This window comes from Ruegeria sp. AL2 (genome assembly GCF_056540845.1).
The window spans coordinates 23,716-39,007 of the sequence record NZ_JBQFXM010000003.1 but is presented as its reverse complement, the minus strand read 5'-3'; the positions used below and the strand labels follow the sequence as shown (position 1 = coordinate 39,007).

Annotated in this window: 17 protein-coding genes; all 17 read left to right on the top strand. The window is 57.8% G+C overall.

What is annotated here, in order from left to right:
• The first annotated feature begins 1 nt into the window (after position 1).
• Positions 2-418, top strand: a complete 417-nt coding sequence (locus ACR0ID_RS06035) for an MAPEG family protein (protein WP_480604376.1) — start codon at positions 2-4, stop codon at positions 416-418.
• Positions 419-455: 37 nt separating this feature from the next.
• Positions 456-806 (top strand): hypothetical protein, encoded by a 351-nt coding sequence (locus ACR0ID_RS06030; RefSeq protein ID WP_480493846.1) that lies wholly within the window; start codon positions 456-458, stop codon positions 804-806.
• Positions 807-904: 98 nt separating this feature from the next.
• Positions 905-1,309: a DUF5333 domain-containing protein gene (locus tag ACR0ID_RS06025; RefSeq protein WP_480604374.1), complete on the top strand. Its 405-nt coding sequence runs from the start codon at positions 905-907 to the stop codon at positions 1,307-1,309.
• 5 nt (positions 1,310-1,314) lie between these two features.
• Positions 1,315-3,336 (top strand): NADH-quinone oxidoreductase subunit NuoG, encoded by a 2,022-nt coding sequence (gene nuoG, locus ACR0ID_RS06020; RefSeq protein WP_480604372.1) that lies wholly within the window; start codon positions 1,315-1,317, stop codon positions 3,334-3,336.
• Positions 3,333-3,548 (top strand): hypothetical protein, encoded by a 216-nt coding sequence (locus ACR0ID_RS06015; RefSeq protein WP_480604370.1) that lies wholly within the window; start codon positions 3,333-3,335, stop codon positions 3,546-3,548. Before nuoG ends, ACR0ID_RS06015 begins: the two co-directional genes overlap by 4 nt.
• Positions 3,541-4,578 carry an NADH-quinone oxidoreductase subunit NuoH gene (gene nuoH, locus ACR0ID_RS06010; protein WP_117868407.1) on the top strand — a complete coding sequence of 346 codons (1,038 nt, stop codon included), beginning with the start codon at positions 3,541-3,543 and terminating at the stop codon, positions 4,576-4,578. The genes ACR0ID_RS06015 and nuoH overlap by 8 nt, the downstream gene beginning before the upstream one ends.
• Before the next feature lies 1 nt (position 4,579).
• Positions 4,580-5,074 carry an NADH-quinone oxidoreductase subunit NuoI gene (gene nuoI / locus ACR0ID_RS06005; protein ID WP_014874163.1) on the top strand — a complete coding sequence of 165 codons (495 nt, stop codon included), beginning with the start codon at positions 4,580-4,582 and terminating at the stop codon, positions 5,072-5,074.
• Positions 5,071-5,481 carry a carboxymuconolactone decarboxylase family protein gene (locus ACR0ID_RS06000; RefSeq protein ID WP_170476531.1) on the top strand — a complete coding sequence of 137 codons (411 nt, stop codon included), beginning with the start codon at positions 5,071-5,073 and terminating at the stop codon, positions 5,479-5,481. The genes nuoI and ACR0ID_RS06000 overlap by 4 nt, the downstream gene beginning before the upstream one ends.
• Complete coding sequence (locus ACR0ID_RS05995) at positions 5,478-6,080, top strand: NADH-quinone oxidoreductase subunit J (protein WP_480516396.1); 603 nt, start codon at positions 5,478-5,480, stop codon at positions 6,078-6,080. The genes ACR0ID_RS06000 and ACR0ID_RS05995 overlap by 4 nt, the downstream gene beginning before the upstream one ends.
• Positions 6,077-6,565: a hypothetical protein gene (locus ACR0ID_RS05990; RefSeq protein ID WP_480545722.1), complete on the top strand. Its 489-nt coding sequence runs from the start codon at positions 6,077-6,079 to the stop codon at positions 6,563-6,565. The genes ACR0ID_RS05995 and ACR0ID_RS05990 overlap by 4 nt, the downstream gene beginning before the upstream one ends.
• A gap of 4 nt (positions 6,566-6,569) precedes the next feature.
• The gene (nuoK, locus tag ACR0ID_RS05985; protein WP_005984024.1) at positions 6,570-6,875 is read left to right on the top strand and encodes an NADH-quinone oxidoreductase subunit NuoK; all 306 of its coding nucleotides are present in this window, start codon (positions 6,570-6,572) and stop codon (positions 6,873-6,875) included.
• Positions 6,876-6,881: 6 nt separating this feature from the next.
• A complete protein-coding gene (nuoL, locus tag ACR0ID_RS05980; protein ID WP_480604368.1) occupies positions 6,882-9,020 on the top strand; it encodes an NADH-quinone oxidoreductase subunit L in 2,139 nt (712 codons plus the stop codon).
• Complete coding sequence (locus ACR0ID_RS05975; protein ID WP_480476102.1) at positions 9,020-10,564, top strand: NADH-quinone oxidoreductase subunit M; 1,545 nt, start codon at positions 9,020-9,022, stop codon at positions 10,562-10,564. The genes nuoL and ACR0ID_RS05975 overlap by 1 nt, the downstream gene beginning before the upstream one ends.
• 15 nt (positions 10,565-10,579) lie before the next feature.
• Positions 10,580-12,022, top strand: coding sequence for an NADH-quinone oxidoreductase subunit NuoN (gene nuoN / locus ACR0ID_RS05970; protein ID WP_480476104.1), 1,443 nt, complete (start codon positions 10,580-10,582; stop codon positions 12,020-12,022).
• A gap of 55 nt (positions 12,023-12,077) precedes the next feature.
• Positions 12,078-12,827, top strand: coding sequence for a biotin--[acetyl-CoA-carboxylase] ligase (locus ACR0ID_RS05965; protein ID WP_480545719.1), 750 nt, complete (start codon positions 12,078-12,080; stop codon positions 12,825-12,827).
• Between the two features lie 11 nt (positions 12,828-12,838).
• On the top strand, positions 12,839-13,618 hold the full coding sequence (locus ACR0ID_RS05960; RefSeq protein ID WP_480604365.1) for a type III pantothenate kinase: 780 nt from the start codon (positions 12,839-12,841) through the stop codon (positions 13,616-13,618).
• Positions 13,615-15,282 (top strand): ribonuclease J, encoded by a 1,668-nt coding sequence (locus ACR0ID_RS05955; protein ID WP_480604364.1) that lies wholly within the window; start codon positions 13,615-13,617, stop codon positions 15,280-15,282. Before ACR0ID_RS05960 ends, ACR0ID_RS05955 begins: the two co-directional genes overlap by 4 nt.
• Positions 15,283-15,292 lie beyond the last annotated feature (10 nt).

Sequence of the window (15,292 nt, the reverse complement as noted above, 5' to 3'; positions counted from 1 at the left end):
GATGGAAGTGTTTGCAGAATATAGCCACGCAATTGCGTCGGTTGTGCTTTTCACGCTGGTTGTATTGTTTCTGGCGCCGTTTTCGGCACTGGCCAAACAAGCCAAGGGGCTGGCACCCGGTGCGACACCTGACCAGGATTATGCCGACAAGGCGTATCGTCTGAACCGGGCCTATCTGAACGGGACGGAGACACTTCCTGCGTTTGTGACAGTCATTACAGCGGCGATTCTGCTGGGCGTCAGCCCGTTCTGGGTAAACCTGCTGGCCTCGGTGGCGCTGGTTGCGCGCTTGGCGATGCTGGTGGTGCACTTGAAGGGGATCGGCAAGCCAACCAGCGGCTCGCGGACAATTTTGTATGTGATCGGATGGGCGTGCATGTTCGTGATCGGGCTTATGGCATTGGTCGCGGCGTTTTGATAGCGACGCTGCGGAACAGAAAACAAAGAGGGAAAGTATGAAGGCCCCCAAAGCCCTTATTGTTGCGCTGGCATTGGCTGGTGTTTCCGCTTGCGGTCTGGTTAAACCGTCGGCAGATCGGCTTTTGTTTGATGGCAAGTCGTTCAGAACCAAGGCGAAGGTGGTCGACAAGAAGACCTCGCCCGCGGACTTTACGGTTGTCGTCAAAGGCGTCTCTGCTTCACTCGATGGTGCGCGCGAGGCCGGACGTCATGAAGGAACCAAATTCTGCATCCAGAACTTCGGATCGTCTCGGATTTCGTGGACGGTGGGTCCGGATACAGACCCGCAGAACCTTAGCATCAGCAATGATCAACTGACATTTGCAGGAACCTGCCAGCGGCCATGACCGGTGTTTTTCCATATCTCCGGTGGGCGGGCAGGGTGTTATTGCCTAGCAGCCGCGAACCGCTTCGTCTTGGACAGTCCAAGACGAAAGGAAAACCCATGTCTGTTACAAAACTAGCCGCCCTCGCATCGCTGATGGCCTTGCCGACGGTTGTAGAAGCAAAGCCGCCCTTGAGGGATGTCAAAGAGATCGACAACGAACTCTACTACATCGCCATTGCAAATGAGATTTCCGAGTTCTGCCCGTCGATCAGCGGGCGGCGATTGAAAGCGATCAGTGTGATGTGGGGACTGCGGTCCAAAGCGAATAATCTGGGGTACTCGGACACGGAAATCCGCTCATATGTCGAGTCGGATGCTGAAAAGGATCGGATGCGGGCCAAGGGCGAGGCTTATCTGGCGAAAAACGGCGTGTCCTACGACAACCCCAAAACATTCTGCTCTTTGGGGCAGAAGGAAATCCAAAGAAACAGCGCCATTGGCGTTTATTTGAGAGCGAACTGAGAGCCATGTCTGACCTCCGCAAGATCAATATCGACGGGCAGGAAATCGAAGTCGAAGGTGCGATGACCCTGATACAGGCCTGTGAGCAGGCCGGGGTCGAGGTGCCGCGTTTCTGCTATCACGAGCGTCTGTCGATTGCGGGAAACTGCCGGATGTGTCTGGTTGAAGTGGTGGGCGGTCCGCCGAAACCGGCTGCATCCTGCGCGATGCAGGTGCGTGACCTGCGCCCGGGGCCAGAAGGGCAGCCACCGGTGGTCAAGACGAACTCTCCCATGGTCAAAAAGGCCCGCGAAGGTGTGATGGAGTTCCTGCTGATCAACCATCCGCTGGATTGCCCGATCTGCGATCAGGGCGGCGAATGCGATCTTCAGGATCAGGCGATGGCTTATGGCCTGTCCGGTTCGCGGTTCAAGGAAGCCAAGCGCGCGGTTGATGATCTGGATCTGGGACCGCTTGTGGGCACGGCAATGACCCGCTGCATCAGTTGCACCCGTTGCGTGCGCTTTACCACCGAAGTCGCTGGGATCACTCAGATGGGTCAGACAGGGCGCGGTGAGGATGCCGAGATCACCTCGTATCTGAACCAGACGCTGGATTCGAACCTGCAGGGCAACATTATCGACCTGTGCCCGGTTGGGGCGCTGACCTCGAAACCTTATGCGTTTACGGCGCGCCCGTGGGAATTGACCAAAACCGAAAGCATCGACGTTATGGACGCGCTGGGATCGAACATTCGTGTCGATACCAAAGGGCGCGAGGTGATGCGCTTCCTTCCTCGCAATCATGACGGAGTGAATGAAGAGTGGATCAGCGACAAAACCCGCTTTGTCTGGGACGGGTTGCGGCGTCAGCGACTGGACAAACCTTACATCCGCGAAAACGGCAAGCTGCGCCCGGCCTCATGGTCCGAAGCACTTACCAAGGCCGCAGAAGCGCTGAAAGGTGCTGAGAAGCCAGCCGGTATCGTCGGTGATCTGGTACCGGTCGAGGCCGCATTCGCATTGAAACAGATGATCGAAGGGCAAGGCGGAGTTGTTGAGTGCCGCACCGATGGGGCCAAGCTTCCGGTCGGGAACCGTGGCGGATATGCCGGGACCGCCGCGATTGAAGTCATCGATACGGCCGAGCGTATTCTTCTGATTGGCACCAACCCGCGCGATGAAGCACCGGTTTTGAACGCGCGTATCCGCAAGGCGTGGGCGCACGGGGCCGAAGTCGCTTTGGTGGGTCCAGCGGTCGATCTGACTTATGGGTACCATCATGTGGGCGATGATCGCGCAGCGCTGCAAAAGGTTGTCGACATGGGCGGCGACGATGAAATCAGGGGTAAACGCTCGCTGGTCATCGTCGGGCAGGGAGCGCTGCAGGAGGCGGACGGAGGAGCTGTTCTGGCTGCCGCGCAAACAATTGCCGCAAATACGGAAAGCGGCCTGATCATTTTGCACACTGCGGCGTCGCGCGTGGGCGCGATGGATGTGGACGCCACCAACGATGGCGGTATGGAAGCAATAAATGCTGCGGATGTGATCTATAACCTTGGTGCGGATGAGGTCGAAATCGGCGAAGGCGCCTTTGTGATTTATCAGGGCAGCCACGGGGATCGGGGCGCGCATCGCGCAGATGTGATCCTGCCGGGCGCGGCATATACCGAGGAAAACGGTCTGTTCGTGAACATGGAAGGCCGCCCGCAACTGGCGATGCGCGCTGGGTTTGCGCCTGGTGAGGCCAAGGAAAACTGGGCCATCCTGCGTGCGCTGTCGGCTGAGCTGGGGGCGACACTCCCCTATGACTCGCTTGCGCAGTTGCGCACAGCCTTGATCGAGGCGGTTCCCCATCTGGCCCGCATCGACGAGGTGATCGAGAATGAGGTTCAAGCGCTGGAGGCCGGGTCTTTGGGCAAGGCGACCTTCCGCAATGCGATCAAGGATTTCTATCTGACCAACCCGATCGCTCGGGCCTCGCAACTGATGGCCGAGCTTTCGGCGCAGGCGCAAGCCCGCAAAGCTGAGAAGATTGCGGCGGAATGAACGAAAGCAGTTTCATATCGCAAACCAGCGCTGTGGTCGGGTGGCACCTGACTGCGCCGGAAATGTGCGTGAAACGAAAGAAAAAGGGTGGCGCAATGGCGGCAGATGCTGTTTACACCAACGCGCCGACCCAGCCGCAGTTTGCGCAGGCATCGGGCCTTTGCATCGCGCGCGAAAAACGGAATACCCACGGTGTGAGGACCAATGGCTGAATTCTTTAACACCCCCGGCGGAATAGCCATCATCATTCTGGCGCAAGTGCTTGCTGTTGTTGCCTTCGTGATGATCTCGCTGTTGTTCCTTGTTTATGGCGACCGCAAGATCTGGGCCGCTGTCCAGATGCGCCGCGGCCCTAACGTGGTCGGCGTTTACGGTCTGCTGCAATCGGTGGCGGATGCGTTGAAATACGTCGTCAAAGAGGTCGTGATCCCCGCGGGGGCCGACCGCACGGTTTTCATCCTCGCGCCGCTCACCTCTTTCGTGTTGGCGATGATCGCCTGGGCGGTGATCCCGTTCAATGATGGCTGGGTCCTGTCGGACATCAACGTCGCAATCCTCTATGTCTTCGCCGTGTCCTCGCTTGAGGTTTATGGCGTGATCATGGGTGGTTGGGCGTCGAACTCAAAGTACCCGTTCTTGGGCTCGTTGCGCTCAGCCGCGCAGATGATCTCATACGAGGTTTCCATCGGTCTGATCATCATCGGTGTGATCATCTCGACCGGGTCGATGAACTTTGGTGACATCGTCCGCGCGCAGGATGGGTCGTTCGGCTTCTTCAGCTGGTACTGGCTGCCGCATTTCCCGATGGTCTTTCTGTTCTTCATTTCGGCGCTGGCCGAGACCAACCGACCACCGTTTGACCTGCCCGAAGCGGAATCGGAACTGGTGGCGGGTTATCAGGTCGAATATTCGGCCACACCCTTCCTGCTGTTCATGGCCGGTGAATACATCGCGATCTTCCTGATGTGCGCGCTGACCTCGCTGCTGTTCTTCGGCGGCTGGCTGTCGCCAATCCCGGGCCTGCCCGATGGCGTGTTGTGGATGGTCGCCAAGATGGCGTTCTTCTTCTTCATCTTCGCGATGGTCAAGGCCATCACGCCTCGCTACCGCTATGACCAGCTGATGCGATTGGGCTGGAAAGTTTTCCTGCCGTTCTCGCTGGTTTGGGTGGTCTTTGTGGCCTTTGCGGCGAAATTCGACTGGTTCTGGGGCGCATTCGCCCGTTGGAGCGTAGGAGGCTGATATGGCAAACATCGATTACACCCGCGCTGCCAAGTACTTTCTGCTTCAGGATTTCTGGGTCGGCTTCAAACTGGGCCTGAAGTACTTCTTCGCCCCCAAGGCCACCCTGAACTATCCGCACGAAAAAGGCCCTCTGTCCCCTCGTTTCCGCGGTGAACACGCCCTGCGCCGCTATCCAAACGGTGAAGAGCGCTGCATCGCGTGTAAACTGTGCGAGGCGGTCTGCCCGGCACAGGCCATCACTATCGATGCTGAACCGCGAGAAGACGGCAGCCGCCGCACCACGCGCTATGATATCGACATGACCAAGTGCATCTATTGCGGCTTCTGCCAAGAGGCATGCCCGGTTGATGCCATCGTCGAAGGCCCGAACTTTGAATTCGCGACGGAAACCCGGGAAGAGCTGTTCTACGACAAGGAAAAACTCCTGTCGAACGGCGAGCGCTGGGAAGCCGAGATCGCGCGCAATCTGGAACTGGACGCACCGTACCGATGAGTGACAGCCCGACAAATCCGTTCGAGCTGATGATGAAGCAAGCTCAGGACATGGCCAAGGCGATGAACCCGGCGATGGAAAGCTTCTCGCCCAAGGGGTTCGAGGCGCTGTGGCCAACCATGCCCAAAGAGGTCATGGAAATGATGTTCGGCAACACCGTCAACAAGGACGGGCTGGATGCCAAAACGCGTCTGCTTCTGACGCTGGCCGGGCTGACCTGCCAGGGTGCGCAGGCGGATTCGGCCGTGCGCCAGACCGTGCGTCATGCGCTGGAAGCGGGCGCGAAGAAACAAGAGATCGTGGAAACGATCGGTCAGATGTCGGTCTTTGCCGGCATCCCGGCCATGACCCGCGCGCTGGATCTGGCGCAAGAGGTCATGGGCGACAACGAGGATGAGGATCAATGACCGTCTTTGCCTTCTACCTGTTTGCCATCAGCGCCATCACCGGCGGGCTGTTCACGGTGATCAGCCGCCAACCGGTGCACTCGGTCCTGTGGCTGATCCTGGCGTTTCTGTCCTCGGCAGGGCTGTTCGTGCTGCTGGGGGCCGAGTTCGTGGCGATGCTGCTGGTCATCGTCTATGTCGGCGCGGTCGCGGTTCTGTTCCTCTTCGTGGTGATGATGCTGGACGTGGACTTTGCCGAGCTCAAGGCCGAAATGGCGCGCTATATGCCGCTGGCCCTGCTGATTGGTCTGATCATTCTGATGCAGTTTGTCATGGCCTTCGGGGCATGGGACAGCGCACAGGGTGCTGCGGCCAATCTGGCCCAGCCGGTCCCGACAGACCGCCACAACACCGAGGCGCTTGGCCTCATCCTTTACGATCAATATTTCCTTCTGTTCCAACTGGCGGGCCTGATCCTGCTGGTGGCCATGATCGGCGCCATCGTTCTGACGCTGCGCCACCGCAAGGACATCAAACGTCAGGACATTATCGGCCAGATGATGCGTGACCCGGCCAAGGCGATGGAGTTGAAGGACGTGAAACCGGGGCAGGGGTTGTGAAAATTAACTCGGGCATATTCGGCTTAGCATTGGCAAGCGTACCCTTGTCTGCAGTCGCGTTTCCAATAGCGGAGTGCGACGGCCAACCGTTATTGTCACATCATTGGATTGCAACCGAGCACCAAGTAATCGGTGACGGAGTTTTAGCGTTCTACGAAGTTGGCGGTCTTTGCGACGACGAACTGGGATGCACGGAATCGGAATTTCTAAAAATTTCAGCTTGCGAGACCGGGCAAACACTTAGAGTCGTGACGCGACTCAACAGGGAATACGACAACACATTGTTGGATCGGACTGACGAGGCTAGTGACTCCCTACAAAAACTAGCCGAAGTCGATGCAAGCCATTCGTGGGAATCTGTGAAAGCGACCTTTGTGCGGAGAGCTTTCCAAGTCGAAGAATACACGGAATCGAAAGAAAACTGTGCCTGCGCGGCGGCGTTCCCAGAACTTCGCAACGGGAAAGAGAAATTCGAGGGACTATGAGACGATGATCGGACTTGAACACTACCTCACGGTCGCGGCGACGCTGTTCGTCATCGGCATCTTCGGTCTCTTCCTGAACCGCAAGAACGTCATCATCCTGCTGATGAGCATCGAACTGATGCTGTTGGCGGTGAATATCAACCTTGTGGCGTTTTCCAGTTTCCTCGGCGATCTGGTCGGGCAGGTGTTTACGCTGTTCGTGCTGACCGTTGCGGCGGCCGAGGCGGCGATTGGTCTGGCCATTCTGGTCTGTTTCTTCCGCAACCGCGGTACGATCGCGGTTGAAGACGTCAATATGATGAAGGGGTAAGGGAACATGGAAACCACCATCCTCTTTGCCCCGCTGGTGGGCGCGCTGCTTTGCGGGTTCGGCTGGAAGTTCATTGGCCAGAAAGCTGCCATGTGGACGGCGACGGGCCTGCTGTTCCTGGCCTGTCTGCTGTCCTGGATCGTGTTCTTCACCTTCGACGGGCACACGCAGCAGATCGAGATCATGCGCTGGATCGAAAGCGGCTCGCTTTCGACAAGCTGGGCCGTCCGTCTGGACCGACTGACGGCAATCATGCTGATCGTTGTGACGACCGTCTCGGCGCTCGTACACCTGTATTCCTTCGGCTACATGGATCACGACCCGCAATGGCGCGAAGGCGAAAGTTATAAGCCACGTTTCTTCGCCTATCTGTCCTTCTTCACTTTCGCCATGCTGATGCTGGTGACGGCGGATAATCTGGTGCAGATGTTCTTTGGCTGGGAGGGCGTCGGCGTCGCCTCATACCTGCTGATCGGGTTCTATTATCGCAAGCCTTCGGCCAATGCGGCGGCAATCAAGGCCTTTGTGGTCAACCGGGTTGGCGACTTTGGGTTTGCTCTGGGCATCTTCGCGCTGTTCTTCCTGACCGACAGTATCAACTTCTCGGATATCTTTGCCTCTGCTCCTACGCTGGCAGAAGAGAAGCTGCATTTCCTGTGGGGGGAATGGACCGCGATCGAAGTGATCTGCGTTCTGCTGTTCATCGGTGCCATGGGTAAATCGGCGCAGTTGATCCTGCACACGTGGTTGCCGGACGCGATGGAAGGCCCGACGCCTGTGTCAGCGCTGATCCACGCTGCGACCATGGTGACCGCAGGCGTCTTTTTGGTCTGCCGCATGTCCCCGCTGATGGAGTTCGCACCGGGCGCGACAGGGTTCATCACTGTTCTTGGCGCCTCAACCGCGTTCTTCGCTGCCACTGTTGGTCTGGTTCAGACCGATATCAAACGTGTCATCGCGTATTCGACCTGTTCGCAGCTAGGCTACATGTTTGTGGCGGCGGGCGTGGGCATGTATTCGGCGGCGATGTTCCACCTGTTTACGCATGCCTTTTTCAAGGCGTTGTTGTTCCTTGGGGCCGGTTCCGTGATCCACGCGATGCATCACGAACAGGAGATGACCGAATATGGCGGTCTGCGCAAAAAGATCCCCTACACCTTCTGGGCGATGATGATCGGTACCCTGGCGATTACCGGTGTTGGTATACCGCTGACCACCTTTGGTTTTGCCGGTTTCCTGTCAAAAGACGCAATTATCGAGAGCGCCTATGCGGGCGGGTCAAGCTATGGCTTCTGGTTGTTGGTCGTCGCTGCCGCGTTCACCTCGTTCTACAGCTGGCGTCTGATCTTCCTGACCTTCTATGGCGAGCCGCGCGGCGACAAGCACACGCATGATCACGCACATGAAAGCCCGATGGTCATGCTGGTGCCGCTGGGTGTACTGTCGCTGGGTGCGGTATTCGCGGGCATGATCTGGTACGGAAACTTCTTTGGCCATGCGGATAAGGTCGGCAAATTCTACGGTATTCCGGTTGCAGAAGCCTCAGAGCATGCCGAGGTCGGTGATCACGCGGCGGCGGATGCGTCGCACGGCGAAGACAGCCTTGCCGATGACAGCCATGCTGATGACGCCGCGCATGGTGAGAATGCCGCAGAGGGCGGGGACCACCATTATGTGTTTGCGGGCGAGCCGGGTGAAGGGGCGCTTTATATGGCGCCGGACAACCACATTCTGGACGATGCGCATGCGGCTCCGAAATGGGTCAAGGTTTCACCATTCGTTGCGATGGTGCTTGGCTTTATCGTGGCCTATTGGTTCTACATCGTGAACACGTCTCTGCCCACACGTTTGGCAGCAAACCAGCGTCCGCTGTACCTGTTCCTGCTGAACAAATGGTATTTCGACGAAATCTACGACGCGATCTTTGTCAAACCCACTGTCGCCCTTGGCCGGTTCTTATGGAAACGCGGTGACGGCAACACGATTGACGGCTTCCTGAATGGGGTTGCTATGGGCGTGGTTCCCTTCTTCACCCGCCTCGCAGGCAAGGCGCAGACCGGGTACATCTTTACTTACGCCTTCTGGATGGTTTTGGGCATTGCGGCCCTTGTCACCTGGATGTCGATCGGCGGAGGCGCACACTAATGGACAATATCCTATCTATTGTCACCTTTATCCCCGCCATTGCAGCAGGCATTCTGGCGCTGTTCCTGCACGGCAGCGACGTTGCAGCGCAGCGCAACGCCAAGTGGATTGCATTGCTGGCGACAACTGTGACGTTTCTGGTGTCAATTGGCATCTACACAGGCTTTGATCCTTCGAACACCGGTTTCCAGATGGTGGAAGAGGGTGAATGGCTGATGGGCCTGAAATACAAGATGGGTGTGGATGGAATCAGCGTTCTGTTCGTGCTGCTGACCACTTTCATCATGCCGCTGACCATTCTGGCCAGCTGGAATGTGACGGACCGCGTCAAAGAATACATGATTGCTTTCTTGCTGCTGGAAACGCTCATGCTGGGCGTGTTCATGGCGCTGGACCTGGTGCTGTTCTACCTGTTCTTCGAGGCGGGTCTGATCCCGATGTTCCTGATCATCGGTATCTGGGGCGGCAAGGATCGTATCTATGCCAGCTTCAAGTTCTTCCTTTACACCTTCCTTGGCTCGGTGCTGATGCTGGTGGCCATGGTCGCAATGTATGCTGACGCGGGCACCACGGATATCGAAGCGCTGATGGCCCATCAGTTCGCATCCGAGAGTTTCAGCGTGTTGGGCATCTATGTCACCGGCGGTATGCAAACGCTGATGTTCCTGGCCTTCTTCGCGTCTTTTGCGGTGAAAATGCCGATGTGGCCGGTGCACACCTGGTTGCCCGATGCGCACGTTCAAGCGCCGACGGCGGGCTCGGTCGTGCTGGCCGCGATCCTGTTGAAGATGGGAGGCTACGGCTTCCTGCGGTTCAGCCTGCCGATGTTCCCGGTTGGCTCGGCGGTGATGACTGATCTTGTGCTTTGGATGTCAGCTATAGCGGTTGTCTATACCTCGCTGGTGGCACTGGTGCAGGAAGACATGAAAAAGCTGATCGCGTATTCTTCGGTCGCGCATATGGGCTTTGTCACGATGGGCATCTTTGCTGCGAACCAGCAAGGCATTGACGGCGCGATTTTCCAGATGCTGAGCCACGGCTTTATCTCTGCCGCACTGTTTCTTTGCGTCGGTGTGATCTATGACCGGATGCACACACGGGATATCGATGCCTATGGCGGTCTGGTCATCCGGATGCCCGCCTATGCACTGGTCTTCATGCTGTTCACCATGGCCAATGTCGGACTGCCGGGCACCAGCGGGTTCATCGGTGAGTTCCTGACACTCATGGGCACATTCCAAGTCAACACCTGGGTGACCGCTGTTGCGGCGACCGGTGTGATCTTCTCGGCAGCCTACGCGCTGTGGCTCTACCGTCGCGTTGTCTTTGGGGACCTGATCAAGGAAAGCCTGAAGGCGATGACGGACATGAGCTCGCGCGAGCGGCTGATTTTTGCCCCGCTGATCGTGATGACCATCCTTCTGGGCGTTTACCCGTCGCTGGTGACCGATGTGATCGGCCAATCGACGACGGCACTCATTTCGAACTATGACACGGCTCTGGCCGCGGCTAAGGCTGCGACCCAGACTGCCGCTTCGCATTAAGGGAGCTTTGGAGACATGATCCAGGCTGATCTGACAATTATCCTGCCGGAAATCGTTCTGGCGATCTATGCGATGGTGGCTCTGTTGGGGGCTGTCTACACCTCGAAAGACGGGCTGGCTTCGGTTCTGGTCTGGACCACGGCGGGCCTGATGGCGGTTCTGGCGATCTGGATCGCTACCCAGGGCAGTGGCACCAACGTAGCCTTCAATGGCATGTTCGTGGATGACGGGTTCGCGCGTTTTGCCAAAGTTGCCATCCTTTTGTCGGCAGGTGCCGTGCTGGTGATGAGCCAGGAATACATGGCGCGCCGGGGTCTGCTGCGCTTTGAATATCCGTTGCTGGTGGCCCTTGCAGCCGTCGGTATGATGATGATGGTGAGCGCGGGCGATCTGATGTCTCTTTACATGGGACTCGAGCTGCAATCCCTTGCGCTGTATGTTGTTGCTGCGCTGCGTCGTGACAGCGCGAAATCAACCGAAGCAGGGCTGAAATACTTTGTTCTGGGCGCCCTCAGTTCAGGTCTGCTGCTGTATGGTGCTTCGCTGGTTTACGGGTTCACAGGCACGACACTGTTCTCGGGCATTATTCAGACGGTCCATCATGGGGACGTCTCGGTTGGTCTGTTGTTTGGCCTGATCTTCCTGATTTCGGGTCTGGCATTCAAGGTTTCGGCTGTTCCGTTCCATATGTGGACACCGGATGTCTATGAAGGGTCGCCTACGCCAATTACGGCCTTTTTTGCCACCGCCCCGAAAGTCGCGGCAATGGCCTTGTTTGCACGCCTGCTGCATGACGCCTTCGGAGGTGTGGTCAAAGACTGGCAGCAAGTGATCGTTTTGCTGTCGGTGCTGTCGATGCTGCTGGGGGCGGTTGCCGCAATTGGTCAGCGCGACATCAAGCGACTGATGGCGTTCTCGTCGATTGCCCATATGGGCTATGCGCTGATCGGTCTGGCGGCAGGCACCGAGTTGGGTATTCAGGCGATGCTGATGTATCTGGCGATTTACGTGACCATGAACATCGGCACGTTTGCGTTTATCCTGATGATGGAACGCGACGGCAAACCCGTCACTGACATTGATGCGCTGCGCCAGTATTCCAAACGTGATCCGGGCAAGGCCCTTGCTGTTCTGATCCTGATGTTCTCGCTTGCCGGTGTGCCACCGATGCTGGGTTTCTTTGCGAAGTTTGGTGTTTGGCGGGCTGGTGTAAGTGCCGATTTGACCGGCCTTGTTGTAGTTTCAGCCATCGCATCGGTAATTGGCGCCTTCTATTACCTGCGGATTGTGTTCTACATGTATTTCGGGGCCGAGAACGAAGACCCGATTGAAACGCGGTCGACACCCGTTCTGTGGGTCGCCCTGATGGGGTCCGCGGCGCTGATGCTGATCGGGGTCTTCTATCAGTTTGGGATCGAGGGCGCGGCAGCGGCTGCGGCGGCAACTCTTGTCAACTGAACGTTTTGCACAATCTGAAAGAGGGGGCTCGGTCGCGTGACCGGGCCTTTTTGATATGACCAAGTGGCCACAAGGCTATGGCCTGCACGAGGTGCAGGAAGTTGATAGCACACTCAACGAAGCAGCGCGGATTGCCCCCAATGCCCGTGGTCCTGTGTGGATCATGGCGCATCATCAGACGGCTGCGCGTGGGCGACGCGGACGGTCATGGGCCAACCCTATGGGCAACCTTGCCGCGACCCTTTTGATGCGCCCTGAAGGTGCTCCAGAACAGGCGGCTCTGCGCAGTTTTGTTGCGGCACTGGCTCTGTTTGACGCTTGTGTCTCTGTGACGGGGCGTGCGGCGGGGCTGTCGTTGAAATGGCCCAATGACGTACTGCTGAACGGAGGTAAGCTTGCTGGTATTTTGCTGGAAAGCGCCGGTCAGGGGCGCGGTGTAGCGCATCTGTCGATCGGTATTGGCGTGAATTTGGCCAACGCCCCAGACGCCGACGCGGTAGAACCGGGCGCGATCCGTCCCGTCTCGCTGTTGTCGGAAACCGGAGCAAACGTCACGCCCGAGGATTTTCTGACCGAGCTTGCTTCAGCCTATGCCAAATATGAAACTCAGTTTGTTACCTACGGGTTCGAACCCATTCGCACTGCGTGGCTGTCCCGTGCTGCCCGGCTGGGCGAGGTTATCACGGCCCGTACCGGAACGTCCGAGACGGTTGGGACCTTCGAAACGGTAGACGCAAGCGGTAACCTTGTCTTAAACACCGCCAAAGGCCGCGTGAGCATTCCTGCGGCGGATGTCTATTTCTGAAAGGGGCGCAAATGCTTCTTGCCATTGATTGCGGCAATACCAATACAGTCTTCTCAATCTGGGACGGTCAGGAATTTCTGTGCACCCTGCGTACCTCGACCCATCACGCACGCACGGCGGACGCCTATTTCACCTGGTATTCGACGCTGGTGAAACATTACGGGATCGAGGCGAATATCTCGGATGTCATCATTGCCTCGACCGTGCCGCGCGTCGTGTTCAACCTGCGCATCTTTGCTGATCGCTTTTTTGGGTGCAGGCCGCTGGTGGTGGGAAGGCCGGACTGCCTGTTGCCCGTGCCTCCGCGTGTGGATCAAGGAACTGTGCCGGGCCCGGATCGACTGGCCAACGCGGTTGGCGCATTTGACCGTCATGGCGGCAATGTCGTCGTGGTGGACTTTGGTACAGCAACAAATTTCGACGTTGTCGCCGCGGACGGTGCCTATGTAGGGGGCGTCATCGCTCCGGGTGTGAACCTCAGCCTTGAGGCTTTGCACCAGGGCGCAGCTGCACTGCCGCATATCGACATAACGCGACCCGAGAAGGTGATCGGTACAAATACGGTTGGTTGTATCCAGTCGGGCGTGTATTGGGGATATTCCGGCCTGATCGAGGGGCTGATCGCGCGGATCAAGGCCGAATATGGAATGCCGATGAAAGTCGTGGGAACCGGAGGGTTGGCCCCCTTGTTCGATCAGGCCGACGTGGGGTTCGACGTAATCGAAGATGATTTGACGATGCACGGCTTGACCGTGATTCATCGCTATAACAAGGATAATGGCTCGATATGAGCAGTGAAAGATTGATCTACCTGCCGCTGGGCGGCGCGGGCGAAATTGGTATGAATGCCTACGTGTACGGATATGGTCAGCCCGGGCAGGAACGCCTGATCCTGGTGGATCTGGGTGTCACCTTTCCCGATATGGACACAACACCGGGCGTCGACCTGATCTATGCGGATATTTCTTGGTTGAAAGAACGGGCCGACCGGCTGGATGGCGTTTTCATCACCCATGCGCATGAAGACCATGTCGGCGCCGTGGCTCATTGCTATGAGGCACTGGGAGCTCCGATTTATGCCCGGGCTTTCACGGCCAATATCGCGCGTCGCAAGATGGAAGAATACGCGCACCCGACCGATGCGGTGACAACCGTGTCCTCTTGGCCCGAAACGATCTCAGTCGGACCGTTTACGGTGGGCTTCCTTCCGGTTTCACATTCGATCCCGGAAAGTGCTGCTTTGGTCATCGACACGCCCGCAGGGCGCGTGGTGCACTCGGGTGATTTCAAGCTAGATGCAAACCCAGTTGTGGGCGAAGCCTTTGATCCCGACCTGTGGGCCGAGATTGCCAAGCCGGGCGTCAAGGCGTTGGTTTGCGACAGCACGAATGTTTTCGCGGCGCATCCGGGCCGTTCGGAATCCGAGGTCGGGCCAGAGATTACCAAACTGGTTGAAAGCGCCGAGGGTATGGTTGTGGCAACCACCTTCGCGTCGAACGTGGCACGGGTCAAAACATTGGCCGAGGCGGGCGCGCGCGCGGGGCGTTCGGTTGTGTTGCTAGGGCGCGCAATGCGGCGGATGATCGAAGCTGCGACCGAAACCGGTATCCTGTCGGACTTCCCCAAGGTGATCAGCGCGGAAGAAGCGTTGGATCTGCCGCGCCAGAACCTGATGCTGATCGTGACTGGCAGCCAGGGCGAACGCCGTGCGGCAAGCGCGCAACTGGCCCGTGGCAAGTACCGTGGTCTGGAACTGTCCGAAGGCGACCTGTTCTTGTTTTCGTCGAAAACCATTCCGGGAAACGAACGTGGCGTGATTTTCATCATGAACCAGCTCAGTGAAAAGGGCGTGGATGTGGTGGATGACAGCTCGGGCCTCTATCACGTCTCTGGCCATGCGAACCGACCTGATCTTGAGAAGGTGCACGCGCTGATCGATCCGCAAATTGTGATCCCAATGCATGGAGAGCACCGGCACCTGCGCGAGCATGTCAAACTGGCTGAGCAGGGCGGCAGAACGGGTGTGCTGGCCGTGAACGGCACCATGCTGGACCTCAGCGGCAATGCACCCGTGGTGGTCGACTATGTCGAATCCGGGCGTACCTATCTGGACGGTACGGTGAAAATCGGTGCGTTGGACGGCGTGGTACGGGACCGTATTCGCATGGCTCTGAACGGCCATGTTACTGTGACGGTTGTTCTGGATGAAGAAGACGAGCCGCTGGGCGAACCGTGGTGCGACACGATGGGCCTGCCCGAGGTCGGAACGTCCCGCGCCGGATTGGTCGAAGTGTTGGAAGAAGACCTGAACCAGTTCCTAATGCGGGCGGCGGCCAAGACCCTACGAGATGACGACAAGCTGGAAGACGAAATGCGCCGGATCGTGCGTCAGACGGCAAAAGTGGAAATCGGCAAAAAACCCGAAGTGACGGTGGTTGTCAGCCGGATGCGGTGAAACTGATTGG

Bases quoted from the DNA above. Each gene is read 5' to 3' on its own strand.
- ACR0ID_RS05975 (WP_480476102.1), top strand. From the start codon at position 9,020: ATGGACAATATCCTATCTATTGTCACCTTTATCCCCGCCATTGCAGCA.
- ACR0ID_RS05960 (WP_480604365.1), top strand. From the start codon at position 12,839: ATGCTTCTTGCCATTGATTGCGGCAATACCAATACAGTCTTCTCAATC.
- nuoI (WP_014874163.1), top strand. From the start codon at position 4,580: ATGGCAAACATCGATTACACCCGCGCTGCCAAGTACTTTCTGCTTCAG.
- nuoN (WP_480476104.1), top strand. From the start codon at position 10,580: ATGATCCAGGCTGATCTGACAATTATCCTGCCGGAAATCGTTCTGGCG.
- nuoG (WP_480604372.1), top strand. From the start codon at position 1,315: ATGTCTGACCTCCGCAAGATCAATATCGACGGGCAGGAAATCGAAGTC.
- ACR0ID_RS06035 (WP_480604376.1), top strand. From the start codon at position 2: ATGGAAGTGTTTGCAGAATATAGCCACGCAATTGCGTCGGTTGTGCTT.
- ACR0ID_RS06015 (WP_480604370.1), top strand. From the start codon at position 3,333: ATGAACGAAAGCAGTTTCATATCGCAAACCAGCGCTGTGGTCGGGTGG.
- nuoH (WP_117868407.1), top strand. From the start codon at position 3,541: ATGGCTGAATTCTTTAACACCCCCGGCGGAATAGCCATCATCATTCTG.
- nuoK (WP_005984024.1), top strand. From the start codon at position 6,570: ATGATCGGACTTGAACACTACCTCACGGTCGCGGCGACGCTGTTCGTC.
- ACR0ID_RS06030 (WP_480493846.1), top strand. From the start codon at position 456: ATGAAGGCCCCCAAAGCCCTTATTGTTGCGCTGGCATTGGCTGGTGTT.
- ACR0ID_RS05965 (WP_480545719.1), top strand. From the start codon at position 12,078: ATGACCAAGTGGCCACAAGGCTATGGCCTGCACGAGGTGCAGGAAGTT.
- nuoL (WP_480604368.1), top strand. From the start codon at position 6,882: ATGGAAACCACCATCCTCTTTGCCCCGCTGGTGGGCGCGCTGCTTTGC.
- ACR0ID_RS05995 (WP_480516396.1), top strand. From the start codon at position 5,478: ATGACCGTCTTTGCCTTCTACCTGTTTGCCATCAGCGCCATCACCGGC.
- ACR0ID_RS06025 (WP_480604374.1), top strand. From the start codon at position 905: ATGTCTGTTACAAAACTAGCCGCCCTCGCATCGCTGATGGCCTTGCCG.
- ACR0ID_RS06000 (WP_170476531.1), top strand. From the start codon at position 5,071: ATGAGTGACAGCCCGACAAATCCGTTCGAGCTGATGATGAAGCAAGCT.
- ACR0ID_RS05955 (WP_480604364.1), top strand. From the start codon at position 13,615: ATGAGCAGTGAAAGATTGATCTACCTGCCGCTGGGCGGCGCGGGCGAA.